Here is a 23,581-nt window from a genome sequence, read left to right as displayed (position 1 = left end):
AGAGAGGTCCTCGTGGGGTCTATGCGGAAGGAGGCGGGGGCGCGGTGGTAATCGTCGCCTGAGCCTGTTCCGCCTCGCAGCGTTTCTTGAACTCGGCGTGGAGCTCCAGGAAGTGTTCCAGGACGTGCTTGTCGAGATCGTGGCGAGCCTTGATCCATGCCTCGACCGCCGGGTTCTTCTTCGCATCGATGAAGTACGCCCACCAGTAGTTGTAGACCAGCTCTTTGTCGAAGGCTTTCTTCTTGACCAGGAGAGCCACGGTATCGAGCATGCCCAGCATGCTCTTTGCCGCATCGTCAAAGTCCTGGCCTTCTGCAACAGCCTTTTGCACGAGCTTCCAGTCGGCCATCAGCCCGGCGGTCCGCTTCTCGAGAAATCCGACGGTTTCCCGGTAGCGGGCGGACTTCGTGTCCGCGTAGAGCTTCCAGATGAATGTGCATATGCCTGCGACCAGCGCCAGCAGCGAAAGCCAGTCGCGAAACGCAACGCCATTCTGCTGCGTCATCTGCTGGGCACACGCCGAGAGAATTTCGTTCATGCCTTGTGCTCCTTCGTCGTGAAAGCAGGCCATGGAGGCCGTCCCGAGTCTGTGCTTTCTCGACGGATGCAGCATCCCTCGAATGCGGGAGGCGCCTGCTCGGCACGTTGCGGCGGCATGGCCGCCGTGCCGAAGGCGCGGCCCCGGACGGGCAGGTCCGGTCCGGGGGCTTGCGAGGAAATCAGAGGGTATTTCCGGGCCCTCTGTCGCCCGGTTTGCAGGGGTGCTCTGTCGGGGCGCCTGCTTACTTGTCGTGATGCAGGTACGTCGCCTGCTTCGGCAGCAGCAGGCTGACGAGGAAGGCCACCCCCATCATTCCCGTCACGTACCAGTAGAAGTACGACTCGTGCCCGATCGACTTCAGCCCCAGCGCCACGTATTCCGCGCTGCCGCCGAAGATGGCATTGCCCACCGCGTACGACAGGCCCACGCCCAGTGCACGAATCTCGGGCGGGAACATCTCGGCCTTCACAATGCCGCTGATCGAGGTGTAGAAGCTCACCACCGCCAGCGCGAGCGTGATCAGCATGCCGGCCACCAGCGGGCTGCTCACGCTCTGCAGGTTGCTCAGCACCGGCACCGTCATCAGCGCGCCCAGTGCGCCGAACAGCAGCATGTTGGTGCGTCGGCCGATGCGGTCCGACAGCGCACCGAACAGCGGCTGCATGCACATGTAGATGAACAGGCATGCCGTCATCACGTTGCTTGCGGTCTTGATCGACATGCCGGCCGAGTTCACCAGGTACTTCTGCATGTAGGTGGTGAAGGTGTAGAAGATCAGCGAGCCGCCGGCCGTGTAACCCAGCACCACGAAGAAGGCGCGCTTGTGGTTCGTGAACAGCTCGCGCATCGTGCCCGCGCCCTTGGCGGCGCGGGTCTTGGTGCTCGCGGTTTCGGTCAGCGTGCGGCGCAGCATGAGTGCGACCACGGCAGCGATGGCGCCGATGACGAACGGAATGCGCCAGCCCCAGCTCTTGAGCTCGGCCTCGTCGAGCACCTGCTGCAGCACCACCACGACAACCACCGCCAGCAATTGGCCGCCGATCAGCGTGACGTACTGGAACGACGAGAAGAAGCCGCGCTGTCCGCGCATCGCCACTTCGCTCATGTAGGTGGCGGTGGTGCCGTATTCGCCACCGACCGACAGGCCCTGCAGCAGCCGCGCTGCCAGCAGCAGCGCGGGCGCAGCGGCGCCGATCTGTGCATAGGTCGGCAGGCAGGCGATGACGAGCGAGCCCACGCACATCATGACGACCGAAGTCACCATCGAAGTCTTGCGACCCTTGCGGTCGGCCAGGCGGCCGAACAGCCAGCCGCCGATCGGGCGCATGAGAAAACCGGCGGCGAACACGCCAGCGGTGTTCAGCAGCTGCACCGTGGGGTCGGACTTGGGGAAGAACGCCGGCGCGAAGTAGATGGCGCAGAAGGCGTAGACGTAGAAGTCGAACCACTCCACCAGGTTGCCGGACGAGGCGGCAAAGATGGCGAAGATGCGCTTGCGCTTTTCTTCGAAGGTGTACGGGGTGTTGTTGGCGGTGGTCGCGTCGGGGCTGGAGGCGCCGGCGGTCGCACTGCTTGCGATGGCGGTCATGAAAAGGGGTCCTTGCTTGTCTCTTGCTGCGGCCCGCCGCAAAGCCGCGCGAAGCCGTCCCGCCAAGTCTGTCCGGCCGCCGCCGGGTTGTCGTCCGTAGCCTGCCGCCGGGCGGCTACGTATCGGTACGCAAGGGTAAATACCTAGAATGGGGTGCCGCAAGCAAGCGGGCTCGCAATGGAGGTCGATGATGGAAGAGCAGATCATCCGGACGGCTATCGACAGACATTGGGCTGCGTCCGCCGCAGGCGATCAGGTCGTCGAGCATGAGATCTATCACGACGATGCCGTGTGCACCTACCCGCAGTCAGGCGAGGTCATCCACGGCCGGCACAACCTGCAAGCACTTCGCAGCCATCACCCCGGCAAGCCATCTGGGTTTGTGGTCCGGCGGATCGTGGGGGAGGGCAGTCTCTGGATAACCGAGTATGCGATCGACTACGGGGGCAAGAGCGCCTTCACCGTGAGCATCATGGAGTTCCGGGGTGGAAAGGTATCGCGCGAGACTCAATACTTTGCCGATCCCTTCGACGCCCCCGCTTGGCGCGCCCAGTGGGTCGAACGGGCAGCGTGATTGCGCACAAGCTGATGTTCAAATTCAGGAGACACCGCGCCCCGCCAGAAGGAGTTCTCGCCGCCATGACATGGTCACTGTTCTACCGCTTCGACAACGAGGTGCCCACCGACTTCCACGAATTGCGCCAGTTCGGCAGCTCACTGTGGGCCGCGAATGGCAAGGTGAAAACCATGGGGCGCTCCAGCGTCGCCGAGTTTGCCAGTCCGCAGGCCGCGAAGGAGGCCCTCGTGAAGCGCAGCAGCGAGATCGAGGCCCAGGGCTACAAGCGGGTGCGCCAGGGCACACACGACCCGGCTCGCATCGACTTTCCCTTGCTCACCGCCGAGATTCGCGATGGTGCTCGCCGCGCCTTCCAGGCCATTCGCGCGGCCCACCCCGACGAAACCATCCGCCTCTTCGCGCTCGGCAGTGACGACAGCGCGATGACCATCGTCCACGCCGCTGGCATTCTTGCGCTGGGCGAGCCCGGCGACATGGACGACGAAAGCGAGATCTGGTGCTCCGCCGAGTGGCCCCATTCGGAGGGCGACGAGTTCCTCGACATCGCCTACCGCATGATTCTGCCCTGCCACCGCAATGACTTGCCCTGCAGTGTTGAGTTCGACGTCTTGCACGCGGGCCTCTTCGAAGCCTGCGTCGCTGCGATGGAACAACTTGATCGCGAAGGGTTCTTTGGTACTGGCGCGGTGCGTGAAGAGGTTGTACTGCTGTGCCAGAGCGAAGGCGCCGAGGACATGGAAGGGTCGATTGCCCGGCTCAATACTCCGCGTGTGGTGGGGCGACTTGAACGCTGGATCAAGCTCTGCGAGTGAGTTCCGATGGGGATGGTCTTGGCGGGTTAACGGTCAGCGGAAACGTCGAAATCCGCAAAGCGGTCATCTTTCAGCGTGTGCAAGAAACTGGACTGGCTGATCTAGGCAGGGGAGGAGCCAAGGGTCGGCGAGGAAAGCCTCGACAGGACTGCAGTGCGGCAGACATCCAGAATTTCATCGGCGAGTGGTGAGTCGTCAGGACACGCCCGTGACAGCACTATTGCGCCGATTACCTGTGCAATGACGTCGATCCGCTTGGCACGCGCGTCGCCGCACTGATCGCCTTCCTCGGTCGCGCCGCACTGGTTTGCCAGGTTCGCCAGCAAGCTTTCAACGCCGGCCGCAAAAGCCGTCTTGATCGACTCCGTCTGACGCGCGGCATCTCCGCATAGTGCGGCCATCGTGCAACCGTCACCAGGAGCATCGCGGTGCTCACGGGACAAGTAGTGCTTGACGAACTCCATCGCATCGACGCCTTCGGCCTTGGCCGCCGTCTGCGCAAAACCGCATGTTGCCGCTTCTGCCATCAGGTCGGCCTTGGACCCGAAGTGCTTGTAGAAGCCACCATGGGTGAATCCTGCGCCCGCCATCAAGTCCGCAATCCCCACCCCGTCATAGCCTCGCTCGCGAAACAGCGTGGAGGCCGTCTCGACGATGTGTGCCCGGTTCGCCTGGGCCTGCGCTTTGGTGACCTTCATGTCCAGGATCTCTCTAGATGTGCCATCAGTGAAGTCATGAATATACATTGATGTTAATCATCATCAAACCCCTTGACAACAAAGATGACAATCGACATCATTAAGCCAACTCACCTCGGAAGGCTTCTGGAAATGAGCGATACCCACCTGACTGCCCCCCTTCTTCGAGGTGGATGACGACAAATTCGCCTCTAGCCGCTGGGGCAACACGCCATCCAGTTTCTGAAGGAGTGATGCCGCCCGCATCCCCTTTTTCTGCCTGACCAACGACCTTTTCGATCAAGAGAAAACACATGACATCCCATTCCACTGTTCTCATCACGGGCGCCTCGACCGGCATTGGCGCCATCTATGCCGACCGCTTCGCACGCCGCGGCCACGACCTTGTGCTGGTGGCACGCGACAAGGCGCGGCTGGAAACGCTCGCCGCGCGGCTGCGCGAGGAAACCGGCGCTGCCGTCGATACCCTCCCGGCCGACCTGACCCAGCCCGGCGATCTGGCCGCAGTCGAGACGCGCCTGCGCGAAGACGCCAGGATCGAAACCCTGATCAACAACGCCGGGGCTGCACTGTCCGGTCACTTCATCGACCAATCGACAGACGATGTCGCCCGCCTGGTCAGCCTCAACACCACCGCACTCGTAAGGCTGGCGAGCGCCGTCGCCCCGCGCCTGGCGCGGGCCGGCAAAGGCGCGATCGTCAACATCGGCTCGGTGGTCGGCCTGGCGCCCGAGTTCGGCATGTCGGTCTACGGTGCGACCAAGGCCTTCGTGCTGTTCCTGTCCCAGGGGCTGAGCCTGGAGTTCGCGCCCAAGGGTGTCTACGTGCAGGCGGTGTTGCCAGCCGGAACCCGTACCGAGATCTGGGAGCGCGCGGGCATCGACAGCAGCGCGATGCCTGATCTGATGGGAGTGGAAGAACTGGTAGATGCCGCACTGGTCGGATTCGACCGCCGCGAACTCGTGACCATCCCGCCGCTGCATGATGGCGCGCGCTGGGAGGTGCTGAACGCGGCACGGCAGACCTTGATCGGGGACATCCGGCAGGCGCATGTGGCAGAGCGCTATCGAACCGTCGCCTGAAACGGCAAAAAGCTTCAGAACGGAACGGACGGCACATGACATTCAAGGCACTGCTCGCCAGCAAGACCGGCGACACCATTTCAAGCAGCCTGGTCGACTTCAAGGACGAAGATCTGATGCCGGGTGACGTCACCGTCGCGATCGAGTACTCGACGGTGAACTACAAGGACGCGATGGCGCTCAGTGGCCGGTCACCGGTCATTCGCCAGTTTCCGCTGATTCCGGGCATCGACTTTGCCGGTGTCGTCGAGTCGTCGACCTACCCCGGCCTCGTCGCCGGCGACCGTGTGCTGGCGACCGGCTGGGGACTGAGCCAGACGCACCACGGCGGCTTCGCACAGAAGGCGCGAGTGAGCGGTGATTGGCTGGTCAAGATCTCGGAGGTCTTTTCGACTCGGGATGCCATGGCCATCGGCACCGCCGGGTTCACCGCCATGTTGGCCGTGGTCGCACTGGAGCATGGGGGCCTGGCGCCTGAGCGGGGAGACATCCTGGTGACCGGCGCCAATGGCGGTGCCGGTTCCGTGGCTATCGCGCTGTTGTCGGGCTTGGGCTATCGCGTGGTCGCGTCGACCGGCCGACTCGACGAAGCCGCCTACCTGCGTGCGCTGGGCGCGGCGGACGTCATCGACCGCCACACCCTGTCCGAAGCGGGCGCACCGATCGCCAAGGAGCGGTGGGCCGGGGCCATCGATTCGGTGGGCAGCCATACGCTGGCGAACGTCCTGGCGCAGACCCGGTATCGCGGCGTGGTCGCGGCCTTCGGCCTCGCACAGGGCGCGGATCTGCCGGCATCCGTGCTGCCGTTCATCCTGCGCAACATCACCCTCGCAGGTATCGACTCGGTCAATGCGCCGCAGCCTGTGCGGCTGCAGGCGTGGTCGCGTCTGGCCAGCGACCTGGATCTGGAAAAGCTTGCACGGACCACCAAGGTGATTGGCCTGGCGGAGGTGCCTGATGTCGCCAGTCAAGTCCTCGCAGGGAAGGTTCAGGGGCGCACCATCGTCGATGTGAACGCCTGACCGCCAACACGATGACGATGACCCCTACCGACCGGCATCCAGGATCGAGCATGCCCTACATCGACACCGCCACCCGATCGATCGATGTCGACGGGACTGTATTCGCGTACCGCGACCTGGGGCCGCGCACTGGCGTGCCGCTGGTCCTGCTCAACCATTGGGGCGCGGTCCTCGACAATTTCGACCCGCGTATCGTCGATGGGCTTTCCCGCAGGCATCGCATCATCGCCATCGACTACCGGGGAATTGGCGCTTCGGGCGGAACGGCACCTGTGACCATCGACGCGATGGCACGGGATGCGATCGCACTGATCCACGCGCTGGGTTTCGAGAAGGTCGATCTGCTTGGCTTCTCCCTCGGAGGATTCGTGGCGCAGGACATTGTGCTGAAAGCCCTCGGCCTGGTGCGCCGGCTCATCCTGACCGGTACGGGGCCGGCGGGCGGCAAAGGCATCGACCAGGTAGGGGCGGTCTCCTGGCCGCTGATGGTCAAGGGCTTGTTGACGCTGCGCGATCCGAAGACCTACCTGTTCTTCACCTCCACGGCCAATGGTCGTCAAGCCGCCAAAGCCTTCCTGGAGCGACTGAGGGAACGCAAGACGGATCGGGACAACGGGCCGACGCCCAGTGCCTTCCTGCGACAGTTGAAGGCAATCAAGGCCTGGGGCCAGCAGGCGCCGCAGGATCTGGGCGGCATCCGCATCCCTGTGCTGATCGCCAATGGCGACAACGACATCATGGTGCCCACCGTGAACAGTCATGACATGGCGCGTCGCATTCCTGGCTCACAACTGGTCATCTACAAGGACGCCGGACATGGCGGGATCTTCCAGTACCACGGCGAGTTCGTGCCCAAGGCGCTGGCCTTCCTCAATGACTGAAAAAAGTACCCCATGAAAGCTTTCATCATCGATCGCTACGGAAAGAAAGAAGTTGGCCGTATCGGCGAAATGCCCGACCCCGAGGTCCGGGACGATGACGTCCTGATCCGGATCCACGCGGCGAGCATCAACCCCCTGGACACGAAGACCAAGAGCGGTGAATTCAAGCTGATTCTTCCCTACCGCCTCCCCCTGATCCTGGGCAACGACATGGCCGGAACGGTCGTTCGGGTCGGCGCTCGCGTTCGCAACTTCAAGCCCGGTGATGAGGTCTATGCACGCCCTGACGACGATCGCATCGGCACCTTCGCCGAGTTCATTGCCGTCAAGGAGTCGTCGCTGGCGCTGAAGCCCGCGAATCTCAGCATGGTCGAGGCCGCCTCCGTTCCTCTGGCGGCCCTGACGGCCTGGCAGGTGCTGGTCGAAACTGCCAAGCTGAAGAAGGGGCAGAAGGTGCTGATCCATGCCGGCTCCGGCGGCGTCGGCACCATCGCCATCCAGCTTGCCAAGCACCTCGGCGCGTTCGTGGCCACGACCACCAGTACGGCCAACATCGGCTGGGTGAAGGCCTTGGGCGCGGACGTCGTCATCGACTACAAGCAGCAGGACTTCGCCACGGTGCTTCGCGGCTACGACGTGGTGCTGAACAGCCTCGGCACCAACGAGCTGAACAAATCCCTTCAGGTTCTCAAGCCGGGCGGGCATCTCATCTCCATCTCCGGGCCACCCACCCCGACGTTCGCCGTCGCGCGAGGACTGGCCTGGCCGCTCCAGCAGGTGCTGCGCCTGCTGAGTTTCGGCATCAGGAAGAAGGCAAAAAAGATCGGGGGTGAATACACCTTCGTCTTCATGCGGGCCGATGGGGCGCAGTTGCGCGAGATCACCGCCCTCGTCGAATCTGGTGCGATCCGTCCGGTCGTCGACAAAGTATTCCCGTTTCAGGACACCCACAAAGCTCTGGCCTACGTAGACAGTGGGCGCGCCAAGGGCAAGGTCGTGGTGCAGATGATTTAGCTGCCGCGCGATGTTGCGCGGAAAGCGCACGGTTGTGCCCGGGCTGTTCAACAAGCTGTCGTGCTTCGGCGTGCGTTTCTTGATACGGCGTTCGCATCGCGGGTGGCGACTCAAGTGCTTGGCAAGCCGCGGTTCGAGCTGCCGACACGCTCCGAGCAGACAAGCCGCGTGGTCCAAGTAGCGAGTACGAGCGGCTCGCCTTGAGCTTCGGTGGGAATGCCGTCCAAACCGCTGGCGTATTGAGTACCCCGACGGCAACGAGAGAGATGCCGGTCTGCGGGCCGATTGCTTAATACGCCCTGCAACGAGATGTCCCGAAGGCATATGCCCTTCTGCCTATGCCTTTCTCTATTTGCGCGGCAATTGAACCTCTGCGTCACGAGCGTCAGCGCCGAACCGAACCGGTAGTGAGCAACGAGAGAGCGGCTTGATCGCTCATCAGTTCGATCAGGACCTGTGTGGCTCTCCGGTGGAAACATGCGTGATTTCAATACCGCCCTGCTGCTTAAGGCGTTCCATCCAAAGATGCAGGATGGTGTCGATATGGGAAACGTCGCGCGATGTTGTGAAGCCCGAACCTCCTACCGATGGCAGATGTTGCTCATGACAGAGCCGTGGATCTCATGACTTTGGTCATTTCAGGTTCGCAGCCATCCGCACTAAGATGCCCGGACCATGGCTACTGCCACCCCCCTGCCGCTGCATGCCGCGCCGTTGCGTAGCGAGGCCAGCATTGCCATACCGGCGCGGGGCATCCTGGTGGTCGACGACCACGAGCTGGTGCGCCTGGGCCTGAGGGCGCTGCTGCTTGCGGAGACCGGCAGCGTGCCGGTGTACGAGGCACGCTCCCTGGCCGACGCATTGCGCTTGTACGAGTTTCATCTCACGTCGCATCTTCTGGTGCTGCTCGATCTCGATCTGCCCGACTCCCAGGGGCTGGATACCCTGGTGCGTTTCAGGCGCGCCTTTCCTGCATCGCGCGTGGTCGTGCTATCGGGCAAGGACAGCCATGCGTTGATGCAAGGGGTGATGGCGCTCGGGGCGCAGGCCTTTCTTCCCAAGACAGGTCACCTGGGCGAGGTGTTGCGCTACGTGAGGGACAACGATCTGGTCGCTCTGCCAGCCTCGCCGTCCACAGCTCCTGTCGCTGTCCGCACGACGCCGGCGACGGCGACGACTGAGTTGCAGCCGCAGCTCAATGTGCGCCAGGTCGAAATCCTCGACTGGCTGCTGGCCGGCAAGTCGAACAAAGAGATCGCACAGCTGTCGCACCTGACCGAGGGCACGGTCAAGAACCATGTGTCTACCCTGTTGTTGCTGTTCGGCGTGCGCTCGCGAGCCCAGCTCATCAGCAGTCTGAAGTGAGCCCTCCGCGCCATGCGGCCTTCGACGTGGCGATGCCCCGCATGCCTGCGATGAGTGACTTGCACCCACCCGAATTGGCCGAGCGGGTGCTGCGCGAACAGGTGGCCGCGGTCCATGCCAACGCGCCGGCAGCCTATCTCGCGGACTTCCTCACGGCACAGTCGCTGGGCATCGGCCTGTTCGTGGCCACGTGGCGATGGCAAGTCCTGCTGTGGATGGCGCTGCACCTGGCGTTAACGCTGCGACGAGCCTATCGGCGCTACCAGCGCAGTCCTGATGCTGCCGCCCATCCCGAGTACTGGGCACGCTTCAATGCGCGCAACGTGCTGCTGCGCTCCTGTGTCTGGGGCCTGGCGCCGTGGCTGTGCGTTCCGCCGGGGCGCAACCTGGGGCTCTGGGTCATGGTCATCGTGATGATGATGGGCGGCTGCGCCGGCGGAGCACTGTCGCTGGCAGTTCTCAAGCGCAACATTCCACGCTTCATCGTGCCCAGCATGGCGAGCCTGACCTTGGTGCTGGCCTGGCGCGGCGATAGCACGCACCTGTTCCTGGCCACTGGCTGCCTGCTGTACATGTGCGTCATGATCATGTTCGCGCTGCAGCATCATCGGCTGCTGACAGCTGCGCTGACCATGCGTTTCGAAAAGGAGGCGCTGGCCGAGCAGCTGAGCCATCAGATTGCCGCAACCCAGCGTGTCAGCGAGGAGAAGACGCGCTTTCTTGCCGCGGCGAGCCACGATCTGCGCCAGCCTCTGCACGCCATCGCATTGTTCGGAGCCGTCATTGAAAAGAAGCTCAAGGGCACCGAGGAATGGAATCACGCGGTGCGGTTGATGGACGCGGTCGGAACGCTCGGCGATTCGCTCGACATCCTGCTGGACATCTCGCGACTTGATGCCGGCGAGGTGGCGCCGCAGATTCGACCCGTGGAGCTCAATCCGCTGTTCCTCGCGCTCAACAATGTGTTCGTGGCGCAGGCGGCCGACCGGGATCTGCAACTGCGGCTGCGTGCCACGCCTTGCTGGGTGCTGAGTGATCCGCAGCTGTTGCAGCGGCTGCTGTCCAATCTCGTGGACAACGCGCTCAAGTACACGACGCGCGGCGGCGTGGTGGTGGCTGCCCGCGCACGCGGTCCGCTGGTGTGGATCGACGTATGCGATACCGGCATCGGCATCGCGGACGAGCATCTCGGCCGCATCTTCGACGAGTTCTACCAGATCGGTAATCCGGGGCGCGATCGAGCACAGGGACTGGGCATCGGCCTGTCCATCGTGCAGCGGCTCTCACGCCTGCTGGCGCACCCGCTGCAGGTGCGCTCGCGCCTGCATCACGGCAGTCGCTTTCGCCTGGTGCTTCCGGCGGTGACCGCCTCGGGTGTCGTGCCGCTCGCTGCATGCCCGGGCGCTGCCTCGCCATTGCCGCAGCGTGTGCTGCTCATCGATGATGAAGCCGCGATCCGCCAGGCCGTTACCGGGCTGCTGCAGGCCCACGGCGTAACCATCGATGCAGTAGCCAGCGAGGCCGAAGCCGAGGCCGTGCTGGTGCAAGCCGCACATGGGAGTACCCCTGTCGAAGTTCTGTTGTGCGACGTGCGGCTGGCCGACGGTGCCGACGGACTTGCCGCGGCGCAGCGACTGAGCGCGCGCTTCGGCCCTGGCTTGCAGGTACTGTTGATCACCGGGGAAACTGCGCCGCAGCGACAGCGGCAGATGCTCGATTCCGGGTTGCAGGTGCTACTCAAGCCGGTGGCTGCCGACAGGCTGCTGCAGGCCCTTGCATCGCTGACGCGGCACGATACGACGCACGCTTGCATGCGCTCCTGAGCATCTTTTTTTGCTGCTCGGCGATGACCTTCGACACTAGATCGCAGGCGTTGCCGACCCTACCGTGGAGGCCTTCTCGTTCACTCCACTTGAAAAAAGGAAGGCCCATCATGAATACCACTCGTACCGTTTCCCGCGCATGGCGTGTACCTGCCGCGCTGCTGATGATGAACCTCGTGCTGGCCGCCTGCGGCGGTGGTGGGGGCGGAGGCGGCGGCTTCCCCGGCTTCGCTGTCGCTCCTGCACCTGCTCCTCAGGGAACGCAGACGCCGGCACCGACGCAGGAAGACACCGCGCCCTCCATCACGACACAGCCATCGGATACCACCATTGGCCAGGGCGTGACCGCCATGTTGAAGGTACAGGCTGTGCGTGCCACGACCTACCAGTGGCAGCGCAGCGTTGATGGCGGTGCCAACTGGACCGATGTTTCCGGCGCCACCAGCGACAGCTTCACTACAGCTGCCAATCAACTGGCCGACAGCGGCCAGCAGCTGCGCGTGCAAGTGACGGGCCCCAATGGCAGTGTGACCAGCCATGCCGCCACGCTGACGGTCAAACCCTGGGTCGCCAACGTGCTGGCGACCACCGGGGTGACATACAACCGTCCCTATCAACTCGTTCTGGATGCCAGCGGCGCGAACCTCTACGTGGCCATGGGAGGCAATGGTTCGGTCTACAGGATCGACACGGCCAGCGGCAGCGGCGCGGAAGTAACGCCGGGGACGACCATGAACACGCCGTATGGCCTGGCACTGGCCGCCGACGGTACCCTGTACGTGAGCGACCAGCATCGCATCAACAAGATCGCCCCCAACGCCACAACCTACAGCACCTGGGTGGGCAGTGGCACCAGCGGGTACGCCGACAGCCCGGCCGCTGCAATGTTCAACGACCCCGCCGGCATTGCGCTGGATGGCGCAGGCAACCTGTTCGTGGCAGACCTGGAAAACAAGCGCGTGCGCAAGGTCGCAGCCGATGGCACCACGAGCACGCTCGCCGGAGACGGCACGCAGGCCTACCTCGACGGAGTCGGCACGGCCGCCCAGATGGCGCGCCCGCAGGGCCTGGCGATCAGCCGCGATGGCAGCACGCTGTACGACACGGACACCGACGGCACATGCCTGCGCAAGATCGATGTGGCCAGCGCCACAGTGAGCACGCTGCTGGGCGATTGCAACGGCAACGCCGTTTCCAATGTGGTAGACGGAACGGCCGCCACGCCGGCCAAGCTCGGCTATTCCTACGGCGTAACGGTGGATGCACATGACAACGTGTTCCTGACGCATGCCTGGGATGGCGTGGCGCGAGTGGTCACGCCTGCGGGCGAGATCAGCACACTGCGGGACAGCACCGGCGCGGCGATCATCTTCAATTTTCCGATTGGTGTGGCGGTCGCCAGCGACGGGACCATCTACGTGGGCGCATCCAACGGCAACCAGATCTTCAAGCTCACGCTGGCGCCCTGAGCCGTTGATCTTGTCTGCCCGATGCGGCTTCGCACGCCCGCTTCGCCGCGGATCAGGTGGCCTGCCTCTTTGGCCGAGCAGATCTTGGCGCCTCGCTTCGCGCCAGCCACAGTCCGCTCGCAACGATCAATGCCCCGCCGCCCAGCGTCCATGCGTCGGGCGCGGCCTGCCAGAACACCCAGTCCAGCACAAGCGCCCAGGCCAGGGCGCTGTATTCGAAGGGGGCGATGGCGGCGGCCTGGCCGTGACGGAAGGCCTCGGCGATAGCCATCTGGCCCAGAAAGCCGCTGATGGCCAAACCCGCAAGCACCCACGTGTGTTCAGCCTGGATTGGCACCCATTGCGGCGCCGACAGCAGACCGCCGCCCACTGCCATGCCGGCCGTAGTCCAGAAGACCAGCGCGGCGCTCGATTCGGTGCGGCTGATGAGCCGGCCCAGCATGTTCGACAGCGCATAGCAGACTGCGGCCACCAGAATCGCCAGAGCGCCCACCGAGAGGAAGGCACCCTGCTCAGGCCGCAGTGCGATCACGACACCGATGAAGCCCAGCCCGATCGCGATCCAGTGCCGCGGCTGGACCGACTCGCCCAGCATCGGCACGGCGATGAGCACCATCAGCATCGGAGCGATGAAAGTGAGTGTGTAGGCCTCTGCCAGGCCCAGGGTCTTCAGGCCATGGACGAAGAGCACGAGCATCGTCATGTTCAGCGCAGTGCGCAGCAGGTGCAGGCGCCAACGCAGCCGGCGGCTGAAAACGCCGGCTGCCTCGCGCCGCCAGGCGATGTACAGGCACACCAGGGGCAGAGCCGTGAGACCGCGCAGTGCCATCACCTGCACCGGCGGGTAGTGCCCGGCCAGGTTCTTGAGCAGCGCGTCCATGCAGGCAAAGAAGGCGCAAGCCAACAGCATCGCGGCGATGCCGCGCAGGGTTCCGGTCGAGTGCATGGTCGGGTTGTCTCGCGGCAGTGGCCGGGGAGGGGACTTGTTCTTGACCGCCTAGCATAGGCGCTGCGAACGCTTGGTCCTCGCCGAAAGTTGCCATCAACTCGAGAGCAGCGCTGCGATGCAACGACACTGAAACGGCACGGCCTTGGTGAGGTCCCCGGACCAGAAGACGTCGCAAAGCCCGCCCCAGGTCAGTTCGATATGCCGTCGAGAAATGTCAGGTCTTGTTGTCAGCCCGGCTCTGCTTCAGCCGGCGAATCTCGGCGAGCTGGAACCTGAAGGCATCGACCGCTTCCTTGGCCTTGGGCTCCCAGGTGTCGGTCTTCATGTGCGCGAGAACCGCCTCCAGCGCATCGCCGAGTTGTCCAATCTGCCGTCCGTAGCTTCCGACGTCATCCAGAATCTGCTGCTCCAGAGCAGGGTCTGACGACTTGCCCATATTGATGTTGATGAACCCAAGCTGCCCATTGGCGATCTTGGTAAACCAAGTCCAGGGATTGATTTCCTGGCGCACATTGCCAGAGAGCGGCAAGTAAAAGTTCGGCATCGGAGTCCTCCTGCGCAACGCGACTGGCTGCTGCGATGAGGTCAAGCAAGAAGCTCGCCGAGCCACTTCCGGTCCTGCCATGGGCTCGCGCATTGGGCCCCCTTGCTTCCATTCGGGTCGCTACAGCGCGTGTTCCCGCAGGAACCGGTCCAACTGATGGCTGTTCGCCAGCCCCAGCTTGGCGAACACATGCGCGCGGTGGGTTTCCACGGTGCGCTGCTCCAGCGGCGCGAACTCCTGCGCGATCTGCTTGTTGGGCTTGCCCTCGGCCACCAGCCGGGCCACCTGCATCTCGCGCGGCGTCAGCTTGTCCCACAGTGCCTGCGCGGCCTGGCGGGCCTGCCGGCGCGCGGCGATCTCGCCGGCTTGCTTCAAGGCTTTGGCGATGCTGTCGAGCAGGCGCTCGTCGTTGCAGGGCTTTTCGAGCCAGCCGAAGGCGCCGTTCTGCACGGCCTCGACGGCCATCGGTATGTCGCCGTGGCCGGACAGGAAGATCACCACCAGCGGGCTGTCTTGTGCGCGCAGCGCATCGAACACCTGCAGGCCGCTCACGCCGTCCATGCGCAGGTCCAGGATCACGCACCCCGCGCGCTGCAAATCAGCGCCGGCCAAGAAGGCCTCGCCCGAGGCAAAGGTCTGCACTGCGTAGCCGCGCGACAGCAGCAGCAGGCCCAGCGAGCGGCGCACGGCCTCGTCGTCGTCCACCACGCACAGGTTGTTGGCAAGAGCGCTCATGGCGTTCATGGGGGTGTGATTTCCAGTTCGAGGGTGAAAACTGTGCCACCGCCGGCCCGGTTGGCAAAGGACAGCCGGCCGCGATGGGCCTCGACGATGGTGCGGCAGATGTTCAGGCCCAGCCCCAGCCCGCCGGTCTTGGTGGTGAAGAAGGGCGCGAACACCTGCTCGGCCAGCGCGGCGTCGATGCCCGGCCCGCGGTCGGCCACGCGGATGTGCATGCGCCCTTCGAGCACCTCGGCCTCGATCTCGACGAGGCGCTGCTCCGGCGGCGTGGCCTGCATGGCGTGCAGGCTGTTGGACAGCAGGTTGAGCAGCACCTGCTCGAGCAGCACGCGGTCGCCGCGCACCTCGGGCAGCCCTGCCGGTATGCGAACCTCGGCGCGCGCCTGGCGCATGCGCATCTCGCCCTGCAGCAGCGCCAGCGCGTTGCTGACCAGCGCCGCCACCGCGCAGTCTTCGGTGCCTGCGGTGCGCTGGCGCACGAAGCCGCGGATGCGCCGCACGATCTCGGCGCTGCGCTGGGCCTGGGCCATGGTCTCGTCGAGGCTGCTGACCAGCAGCGACTGGTTGCCTTGCTCTGCAAAAGCCTTGGCAGCGCTCGCGAAATTGCTCAGCGCCATCAGCGGCTGGTTCAGCTCGTGGGCCAGCGTGGAGGCCATCTCGCCGAGGCTGGCCAGGCGCTGGGCGTGCTGCAGCTGTTCGTCGTTCTGGCGCTGGCGCAGTTCGGCGCGCTTCTGCTCGGTGATGTCCACCACCGAGCTCATCCAGCCGCTGTGCTTGCCGTCGGCGTCGATCAGCGCGGCGGTGTAGACCATGGTGATCACCTCGTGCCCGTCGCGGTGCCGCAGGCGCGACTCGAAGCCCGCATGTGCGGGCTCGCCGCTCATCATGGCGTCGTAGTGGCGCCAGTGCAGTGTCACGTCGTCAGGGTGCCAGTAGGGGTAGGGCGGCAGCCGGCCGAGCAGTTCGTCGGCGCCGTAGCCGGTCATCTCGCAGAAGGCCAGGTTGACGTAGATGATGCGGCCGTCGAGGTCGCGCGCGCGCATGCCCACCAGCAGCGAATCTTCCATCGCCTTGCGGAAGGCGTGGGCCTCGTCGAGTTCGTGGGTGCGCTCGCGCACGCGCAGCTCCAGGTCGCGCCGCGCATCGCGCTGCTCTGCGAAGCGGCGTTCGCGCAGCTGCCAGTACAGGCCGCCCAGCAGCAGCAGGCTGGCACACAGCAGGCCCAGCATCCAGGCGCGTTCGCGCGCGCGAGTGACTTCGGCATGGTCGGCCATCACCGTCAGCGTCCAGCCGAGATCGGGCAGCGGCTCGTCCACCGCCAGGAAGCGGCGCGGCTGGCCGCCGAGGTCGGTGCGCACGAGGTAGCCGGGCCCGCCTTCGTCGCGATCGACCTTCCACGGCAGCGCCGGAAAGTTCGTGCGCGCGCCGTACTGCTGGTCGCGCCGCATGCCTTCGATCTCGGCGGCGCCCAGGGCTCGCGTGGCCTGGTACATCCATGACTGCACCGAACTCAGGAACACGATGCCGCGCGCGTCGGTCAGCAAGATGGGGTCGCGCGCGAAGGTCCAGGCATCCTGCAACTGGCGCAGGCTGACCTTGACCGTCACCACGCCCAGCACCGCGCCGCCGTCCGGCCGCACCGGTGCCGAAATGAAGAGCCCCGGCTCGCCGGTCGTCTGGCCCACACCGTAGAACAAGCCGTTGCGTCCCGCGCGGGCGTCGATGAAGTAGGGCCGGTTGGCATACGACTCGCCGACGAAGGTCTGCGGCGTTGCCCAGTTGCTGGCCGCCAGCGTCATGCCCTGCAGGTCGATCAGGTAGAGCGCATCAGAGCCCGCCTGGCGGTTCACTTCCTCAATGTAGCGGTTGGCGCGCTGCTTCACCGCCGCGTCTTGCGGATGGGCCAGCGCGGCCAGCACGTCCGGATGCAGGCTTGCCGTGAACGGGAGGTAGCTGTACTTGCCGGCGGCATCGCGCAGGCCCAGTACGTGGACTTCCATGGCGCGGCGGATCGAGTCGGCCTGGAAGTTAGCTTCGCGGCTCGCGGCCCATTGGGCTGCGAGGCCGATCAGCAGCAGCGCCAGCGCGAGTGCGGCCGCCCATGCGGCTGCCGCGCGGTAGCGGCGGCGCGGGCGGGTTGGGGGTGGCAGAGGAGCGGGCGTGATTGGCGGCATGGGAGACAGGGGCCGACCGGCGCGGCGATCAGAATTTTGCCCTGATCGCCGGCAGGCCCCCTCGAATGCCGCTGGCTCGGGGCTCAGGCCGCCACGGGTTGCGCCTGCTGCGGGGTGCGTGCACGGGCGGCTGGCGCCACGTCCAGCTGCTTCACCAGCGCACCCCATCGCACGCGCGCCGACACCACGCTCTCTTCCTTCACATGCCCGAAGCCGCGGATCTGCTCGGGTAGCTGTGCCAGCGACAGCGCGGTGTCGAAGTCGATGCGATCGAAACGCGCAAGCACGTCCTCGACCGTCGCGCGGTAGTCCTCGATCAGCTGCCGCTCCATGCGGCGCTCGGCGGTACGGCCAAACGGGTCGAGCGCCGTGCCGCGCAGGCCGCGCAACTTCGCGAGCAGGCGGAACGCGCCCATCATCCAGGGCCCGAAGCTCGTCTTCACCGCGCGGCCTTCGGCGTTGTGGCGGCCGAGCACCGGTGGGGCGAGGTGGAAGCGCAGCACCGGCTTGCCTTCGAACTGCTCCTCCAGCTTTTCCATGAAGCGCTTGTCGGTGTAGAGCCGCGCAACCTCGTACTCGTCCTTGTAGGCCATCAGCTTGTAGAGGCTCGACGCGACGGCCTTCGCCAGCTGCATGCTGCCGCGCTCGCGCTGTTCGACCACGCGCACGCGTTCCACCAGCTCGGCATAGCGCTGCGCATACGCCGCGTTCTGGTACGCCGTGAGGAATGCGGTGCGGTCCGCCACCAGCGCCTCGAAGCTCTGCGGCCGCTGCAGCGCCACCACCTTCGAAGGCGCGGCTTCACGCGTTACTGCGGCAAGATCCAGCGCCGCCTTGCGGCCCCAGCGGAACGCAGTCTGGTTCGCCTTCACGGCTACGCCGTTGATCTCGATGGCCTTGTTCAATGCCTCTGCGGACAGCGGCACAAAGCCCTTCTGGAACGCAAAGCCCAGCAGGAACAGGTTTGCCGCAATCGCATCGCCCATGAGCCGCGTTGCAAGCTGCGTCGCATCGATGAAGTCCGCGCGGCCTTCGACCGATTCCTCGATCAGAGCGCGCACCTGCGCGGCCGGAAACTCCCAGTCGGGTTGCTGCGCGAAATGCCCCGTCGGCTGCTCGAAGGTGTTGACCAGCGCATAGGTGCGCCCCGGCCGCATGCGCGCGATGGCATCGGGCGCGCCGGCCGTGAGCATGTCGCAGCCCAGAATCAGGTCGGCCTCGCCGGTGGGAATGCGCTGCGCCTTCAGCTGCGCCGCGTCGCGCGCGATGCGCACGTGCGACGTTACCGAGCCGTTCTTCTGCGACATGCCCGTCATGTCGAGCACGCTCACGCCCTTGCCCTCGAGGTGCGCCGCCATGCCGATCAGTGCGCCGATGGTGATGACGCCCGTACCGCCGATGCCGGTGATCAGGATGTTGTGCATGCCTTCGAGCGCGAGCGGTGCCGGATCGGGCAGGGCGGCTTCTTCCGCCGGAGCCTTTGCCGCCACCGGTGCCTGCTTGCGCGGCTTCACGCCTTCCACCGTCACGAAGCTCGGGCAGAAGCCCTTGATGCACGACTCGTCCGCATTGCACGCGCTCTGGTCCACGCTGCGCTTCAGGCCCAGGTCGGTCTGCTTGGGCAGCAGCGCGGTGCAGTTCGACTGCTCGCCGCAGTCGCCGCAGCCTTCGCACACCGCGTCGTTGATGAACACGCGCCGCGCGGCCTGCGGAAATTCGCCCTTCTTGCGACGGCGGCGCTTCTCGGCTGCGCACACCTGGTCGTAGATGAGCACCGACACGCCCTCGAACTCGCGCAGCTCGCGTTGCACCGCGTCCATATCGTCGCGGTGGTGCACGGTAAGCATGAAGCCGTCGCGCTCCGGCGGGAGCACGCTGCGGTCGGCCCAGCGCGTCGGGTCTTCTGCCACCAGCGCGAGGCGCTTCACGCCCTCGGCCGCCATCTGGTGCGCGATGCGCGGCACGGTGATGGGCCCGTCGACCGGCTGACCGCCCGTCATCGCGACCGCGTCGTTGTAGAGGATCTTGTAGGTGATGCTCACGCCAGCAGCCACCGCCGCGCGGATGGCGAGCGAGCCCGAGTGGTAGTACGTGCCGTCGCCGAGGTTCGCGAACACGTGCTTGCGCTTGGAGAACCACGCCTGCCCCAGCCATGGTGCACCTTCGCCGCCCATGTGCGTCGTCGTCTTGTTGTGCTCGGGGTAGATGGCCGTTGCCATCACGTGGCAGCCGATGCCCGCGAGCGCGAGGCTGCCTTCGGGCACCTTGGTCGAGGTGTTGTGCGGGCAGCCCGAGCAGTACCAGGCTGGCCGCGAGGGCGTGGCCACGGCCTTGCCCAGCACCACGTCCTTCGCGTCAAGAATGGCGAGCCGCATGCGGATGCGGTCGCTGGTGTGAAAGCGCGCCACGCGCCCTGCGATCACGCGCGCGATCTGCGCCACCGAGAAGTCGGCCGTTGCCGGCAACAGCCAGCGGCCACGCGGATGCACCCACTCGCCCTGTTCGTCGAACTTGCCGATCACGCGCGGGCGCACGTCTTCGCGCCAGTTGTAGAGATGCTCCTTGAGCTGGTACTCGACGATCTGGCGCTTTTCTTCCACCACCAGGATTTCTTCGAGCCCGTCGGCAAACTCGCGGATCGAGTCGGGCTCCAGCGGCCACGGCATCGATACCTTGAAGAGGCGAATGCCGATGCGCGCGGCCTCGTCTGCATCGATGCCGAGTTCTTCCAGCGCTTCGAGCACATCGCGGTACGACTTGCCCGAGGCCACGATGCCCAGCCGCGCCTTGGGCGAGTCGATGGTCACGCGGTTCAGCCGGTTGGCGCGCGCATAGGCGATGGCGGCGTAGATCTTGTAGTCCTGCATCAGCGCTTCCTGCTTGCGCGCCTGCACGCCGAGCGTGTCGGTCGACAGGCGCGCGTGCACGCCGCCGGGCGGGAACACGAAGTCCGAAGGCAGCCGCGTGTGCACGTCGAGCGCGCCGGCCGGTATGGAGCCGGAAGATTCAACCGTGTCGGCCAGCGCCTTGAAGCCCACCGGCAGCCCTGCGAAGCGCGACATCGCGAAGCCGTGCAGGCCCAGCTCGATGTATTCCTCCACGCTCTGCGGGTAGAGTATCGGGATCATCGAGGCGGCGAACAGGTGGTCGCTCTGGTTGGGCAGCGTGGAAGAAGACGCGCCGTGGTCGTCGCCCGCCACCAGCAGGATGCCGCCGTTGGGTGAGGTGCCCGCATGGCTCATGTGCTTGAACACGTCGCCGCATCGGTCCACGCCGGGTGCCTTGCCGTACCACATGGCAAAGACACCATCGACGGCGCTCTCGCCGGTCAGGTGCACCTGCTGCGTGCCCCAGACGGCAGTGGCAGCCAGCTCCTCGTTCACGCCGGGCAAGAACTTGACGGCGTTGGCTTCGAACTGCGGCTGCGCCTTCCACAGCGCTTCGTCCAGGCCGCCGAGCGGCGAGCCTCGGTAGCCCGAAACGAAGCCCGCGGTGTTCAGCCCCGCCTTCTGGTCGCGCCATTTCTGTACGAGCATGAGGCGCACCAGCGCCTGGATGCCGCTGAGGTAGATCCGGCCTTCTGTGGCCGTGTATTTGTCGTCCAGCGCAACGCTGGCCAGTTCGTGGGATGCCATGACTGAAGAAGACTCCGGGTAGGACTCGTTGAAATGCGGGCGTGGCCCCGGTAGAGGGCCGGCTCGCGAGATGCCTCGCCGGGGTAGACGGCGAGGCAGCAACGATTCTTCCGACTTGTCTTCTGAAAGTGCTTCTTCGTTTTGGCAAAGCGCGGCGCTTTACGGAAGATCTGTCTTTTGCGGGTGCGATCGACCGAAAGGATTTCGGCAGGCTCGGAGCCTCCCGCTGGCCCGACAATGGCGGCCCCCGCAGCACGACGAGAACCCGATGAGACCCGACCTCGATTCGCTGGCGCTTTTCCTGCGCGCCATTGAGCACGGCAGCCTGTCGAAGGCCGCCGCCGAGAGCCACATGGTGCTGTCGGCCGCGAGCCGCCGCCTGTCCATTCTCGAAGGCCACCTGGGCGTCGCGCTGCTCAACCGCACCTCGAAGGGCGTGACGCCCACCGGCGCCGGCGAATCGCTGGCCATGCATGCGCGCCAGATCCTGCGCGACGTCGATCGCATGCGGGCCGACCTGTCCGACTACGCACAGGGCGCCACCGGCCGCGTGCGGCTGCATGCCAATGCCTCGGCCATGGGCCAGTTCTTGCCCGACGACGTGGCGAGCTTTCGCCAGCGCTACCCCGAGATCCGCGTGAGCGTGGAAGAGCACCGCAGCGTCTACATCGTGCAGGCCATCCGCGACCGGCAGGCCGACGTGGGCGTCATCACCAGCGAGGCGGCCGACCCGGCGCTCAACTTCATTCCCTACCGCACCGACCGGCTGGTGGCCATCGTGCGGCAGAAGCATCCGTGGCGCGGGCGCGAGGTGTCGTTCGAGGAACTGCTCGACTTCGATTTCGTGGGGCTGGAAGACGACTCGGCCATCTCCCGCACGATGGAAGACGCCGCCATGAGTGCGCGCAAGGTGTTGAAGCTGCGCGTGCGGGTGAAGAGCTTCGAGGCCGTGTGCCGGATGATCGAAGCGGGCATGGGCGTGGGCATCTTGCCCGAGGGGGCTGCGGTGACCTATCGCAAGGAGATGAAGCTGCGCTTTATCAACCTCACCGACGCTTGGGCTTCACGACGGATGTATCTGTGCACGCGGCAGGAGGCGTTGAGCTTTCCGCAGCGCCGGTTGGTCGACCATCTGTTGGCGCGCGGGATGCCGTAGGGCTCGGGCTCGGGTTCATTCGGGGCGTCGCTCACGCCGACGGGGTACCTTGCTCCGCGAATGTCCCCCGGCCTGCGGCCTCCTCCTTTATTTCGCTGCGCAAGGCACCCCATCGGCGTGATCGTTCAGAGCCGCTGCGGAAGCTGCATTTGTTGGCGGTCGCCGAGACTTCGTGCCGCATGGAACGGCTATTTCGCCGGGTTCTTCTCTAGAGTGGATGCCCCTGTCACTCGATACCCCACCAAGGGGAGAAGAAAGGCGCAACACACCAACGCCACCGAAATGTTTGAAGGCTGCTTGCCTCGCGGCAGGTCGTCGGTGCGAAAGCAGCGATGCAGATGCGAGGTATCAAAAGGCGACGGCCGAGGTGTTACGAGCACCCCAGCCGTCTAACCAAGTTCGTGCAACTACCTTGGAAGGAAACGCACAAAAATGGCTACCAAGACTATAGCCCGGCCCCGCACGCCGGTAGCTTCCGAAGACAACGCCCAAGACCCGGCGGATCTTCTCGAAAACACCCTCTCTCAACTCGAAGCCCTCCTGTGGGTCTGCCACGGGGAAGACATCGACTGGTACAGCGGGGATGGGCCTCGACGATTGGACAACCTGCTTTGGCTTGCGGCTGAACTGGCTCGCAAGGCGGGGGAACTGTTTCAGCTGAGCGAGAAGGCGCGGCGCGGAGCGCCTGAGATCGGCAGTTAGCGGCTGGTCTGCGGGCTGCGGGTTTCGCGGCCCGCCTTGCGAACGGGTTCTTTGGGGTACGACGGCTGAAGCCTTCGTGGTGGAGGGAATTCGGTTTGGTTGAGGCTGCTTGTGGATAGGCCTCGGTATCAGCCATGCGCTCCATGCTGATCGTCTACAGACAATGCGAGCATCCGCTTTGCAGGGCGGAAGCGGACTGTCGCTGCTCAAGGCTAGACTTCCGAGTCCGGCCACAACCAGACACTCGCGCCTATCCTTCAAAGAGACGACCTCATGCAATTCGACGTCGATAAGCACCACATGAAGGCGGGCAGAGCATCAAGCACGGGATTGCTTTGGTTTGGAAGTGGCAGTCTTGTCACGTTCGTGCTGACAAGCATCCTCTTGATTTTTTCCGTGGAGCACGTGGAGCACGTGGAGCACGTGGAGCACGTGGAGCACGCTTGGAGCAGGAGCGGAGCGTTTCAGATCCTTTGCTTTCTGTCCGTTGTTGCGACCTTCCTACTTGTCGTCGGTTTCGGACTTGGAGCGGCGCTATCCAAGCGATTCCCGCTCCGCGCTTGCTCGCTTTTGCTTGGGGTCGTCAGCGCAGCCACTTTTGTCTTCTTGTTATGGGTGACTTCTATGGGGAAGACTACATCTTGGGCGGTCATTTTTTTATTGCCATTTATCGGCGGTGTAGCACCGTTGTTCCACCGCAGATCAGCAGACTAATTTGTCCTATGTCCTGCTTTCGCCAGATACCCACTTGGCAGCGAAGGCATGCGGCCACCACGGGCCCTACGCTGCGCATGCTTTTCCTGCAGTC

At 64.9% G+C, this 23,581-nt stretch carries 20 protein-coding genes; 12 read left to right on the top strand and 8 right to left on the bottom strand.

The genetic code is table 11. The features are described from left to right. Positions 1–19: 19 nt before the first annotated feature. Positions 20–538: a DUF4760 domain-containing protein gene (locus ACTG4X_RS25755; protein ID WP_093080505.1), complete on the bottom strand. Its 519-nt coding sequence runs from the start codon at positions 536–538 to the stop codon at positions 20–22. 244 nt (positions 539–782) lie between these two features. Next, positions 783–2,129 carry an MFS family transporter gene (locus ACTG4X_RS25750; RefSeq protein WP_435461274.1) on the bottom strand — a complete coding sequence of 449 codons (1,347 nt, stop codon included), beginning with the start codon at positions 2,127–2,129 and terminating at the stop codon, positions 783–785. Between the two features lie 190 nt (positions 2,130–2,319). Here ACTG4X_RS25750 and ACTG4X_RS25745 point away from each other — a divergent pair, with 190 nt between their 5' ends. Continuing rightward, complete coding sequence (locus ACTG4X_RS25745) at positions 2,320–2,703, top strand: nuclear transport factor 2 family protein (protein WP_093058192.1); 384 nt, start codon at positions 2,320–2,322, stop codon at positions 2,701–2,703. After that, positions 2,700–3,518: a DUF4303 domain-containing protein gene (locus ACTG4X_RS25740; RefSeq protein WP_440532246.1), complete on the top strand. Its 819-nt coding sequence runs from the start codon at positions 2,700–2,702 to the stop codon at positions 3,516–3,518. The genes ACTG4X_RS25745 and ACTG4X_RS25740 overlap by 4 nt, the downstream gene beginning before the upstream one ends. Positions 3,519–3,619: 101 nt before the next feature. On the opposite strand, the gene ACTG4X_RS25735 is transcribed toward ACTG4X_RS25740, so the two are convergent. Beyond that, positions 3,620–4,216, bottom strand: coding sequence for a TetR/AcrR family transcriptional regulator (locus tag ACTG4X_RS25735; protein ID WP_354339209.1), 597 nt, complete (start codon positions 4,214–4,216; stop codon positions 3,620–3,622). Between the two features lie 293 nt (positions 4,217–4,509). Between ACTG4X_RS25735 and ACTG4X_RS25730 the strand changes: the two genes are divergently transcribed. The 7 genes from ACTG4X_RS25730 (at position 4,510) to ACTG4X_RS25700 (ending at position 12,872) form a co-directional block, all read left to right on the top strand. Further along, entirely contained in the window at positions 4,510–5,298 is a 789-nt protein-coding gene (locus ACTG4X_RS25730; RefSeq protein ID WP_440532245.1) for an SDR family NAD(P)-dependent oxidoreductase, read from the top strand. Positions 5,299–5,333: 35 nt separating this feature from the next. After that, a complete protein-coding gene (acuI, locus tag ACTG4X_RS25725; protein WP_440532244.1) occupies positions 5,334–6,320 on the top strand; it encodes an acrylyl-CoA reductase (NADPH) in 987 nt (328 codons plus the stop codon). A gap of 50 nt (positions 6,321–6,370) precedes the next feature. Beyond that, complete coding sequence (locus tag ACTG4X_RS25720; protein WP_440532243.1) at positions 6,371–7,201, top strand: alpha/beta fold hydrolase; 831 nt, start codon at positions 6,371–6,373, stop codon at positions 7,199–7,201. 12 nt (positions 7,202–7,213) lie between these two features. After that, positions 7,214–8,215, top strand: a complete 1,002-nt coding sequence (locus ACTG4X_RS25715; RefSeq protein ID WP_426389781.1) for an NADP-dependent oxidoreductase — start codon at positions 7,214–7,216, stop codon at positions 8,213–8,215. A gap of 675 nt (positions 8,216–8,890) precedes the next feature. Continuing rightward, positions 8,891–9,580 (top strand): response regulator, encoded by a 690-nt coding sequence (locus ACTG4X_RS25710; RefSeq protein ID WP_426389779.1) that lies wholly within the window; start codon positions 8,891–8,893, stop codon positions 9,578–9,580. After that, positions 9,577–11,403, top strand: a complete 1,827-nt coding sequence (locus ACTG4X_RS25705; protein WP_440532242.1) for an ATP-binding protein — start codon at positions 9,577–9,579, stop codon at positions 11,401–11,403. The genes ACTG4X_RS25710 and ACTG4X_RS25705 overlap by 4 nt, the downstream gene beginning before the upstream one ends. Before the next feature lie 110 nt (positions 11,404–11,513). Beyond that, positions 11,514–12,872, top strand: a complete 1,359-nt coding sequence (locus ACTG4X_RS25700) for a hypothetical protein (RefSeq protein ID WP_440532241.1) — start codon at positions 11,514–11,516, stop codon at positions 12,870–12,872. Between the two features lie 52 nt (positions 12,873–12,924). On the opposite strand, the gene ACTG4X_RS25695 is transcribed toward ACTG4X_RS25700, so the two are convergent. The 5 genes from ACTG4X_RS25695 to ACTG4X_RS25675 form a co-directional block, all read right to left on the bottom strand. Beyond that, a complete protein-coding gene (locus ACTG4X_RS25695) occupies positions 12,925–13,818 on the bottom strand; it encodes a DMT family transporter (RefSeq protein WP_440532240.1) in 894 nt (297 codons plus the stop codon). Positions 13,819–14,035: 217 nt separating this feature from the next. Beyond that, positions 14,036–14,365 (bottom strand): hypothetical protein, encoded by a 330-nt coding sequence (locus tag ACTG4X_RS25690; RefSeq protein WP_093058168.1) that lies wholly within the window; start codon positions 14,363–14,365, stop codon positions 14,036–14,038. A gap of 120 nt (positions 14,366–14,485) precedes the next feature. Beyond that, entirely contained in the window at positions 14,486–15,100 is a 615-nt protein-coding gene (locus tag ACTG4X_RS25685; protein WP_440534424.1) for a response regulator transcription factor, read from the bottom strand. Between the two features lie 5 nt (positions 15,101–15,105). After that, complete coding sequence (locus ACTG4X_RS25680; RefSeq protein ID WP_440532239.1) at positions 15,106–17,280, bottom strand: ATP-binding protein; 2,175 nt, start codon at positions 17,278–17,280, stop codon at positions 15,106–15,108. Between the two features lie 83 nt (positions 17,281–17,363). Continuing rightward, positions 17,364–20,915: an indolepyruvate ferredoxin oxidoreductase family protein gene (locus tag ACTG4X_RS25675; protein ID WP_440532238.1), complete on the bottom strand. Its 3,552-nt coding sequence runs from the start codon at positions 20,913–20,915 to the stop codon at positions 17,364–17,366. 268 nt (positions 20,916–21,183) lie between these two features. On the opposite strand from ACTG4X_RS25675, the gene ACTG4X_RS25670 reads away from it, so the two are divergent. From ACTG4X_RS25670 to ACTG4X_RS25660, 3 genes are all read left to right on the top strand, one after another. Beyond that, on the top strand, positions 21,184–22,071 hold the full coding sequence (locus tag ACTG4X_RS25670; RefSeq protein WP_093058171.1) for a LysR family transcriptional regulator: 888 nt from the start codon (positions 21,184–21,186) through the stop codon (positions 22,069–22,071). Between the two features lie 432 nt (positions 22,072–22,503). Continuing rightward, positions 22,504–22,773 carry a hypothetical protein gene (locus tag ACTG4X_RS25665; RefSeq protein ID WP_440532237.1) on the top strand — a complete coding sequence of 90 codons (270 nt, stop codon included), beginning with the start codon at positions 22,504–22,506 and terminating at the stop codon, positions 22,771–22,773. 273 nt (positions 22,774–23,046) lie between these two features. Next, positions 23,047–23,487 (top strand): hypothetical protein, encoded by a 441-nt coding sequence (locus ACTG4X_RS25660; RefSeq protein WP_440532236.1) that lies wholly within the window; start codon positions 23,047–23,049, stop codon positions 23,485–23,487. Positions 23,488–23,581 lie beyond the last annotated feature (94 nt).

The organism is Variovorax sp. YR566 (assembly GCF_051992195.1).
Classification (GTDB): Bacteria; Pseudomonadota; Gammaproteobacteria; order Burkholderiales; family Burkholderiaceae_C; genus Variovorax.
The sequence above is the reverse complement of the archived record's forward strand: the minus strand, read 5'-3'. Positions and strand labels throughout refer to the sequence as shown.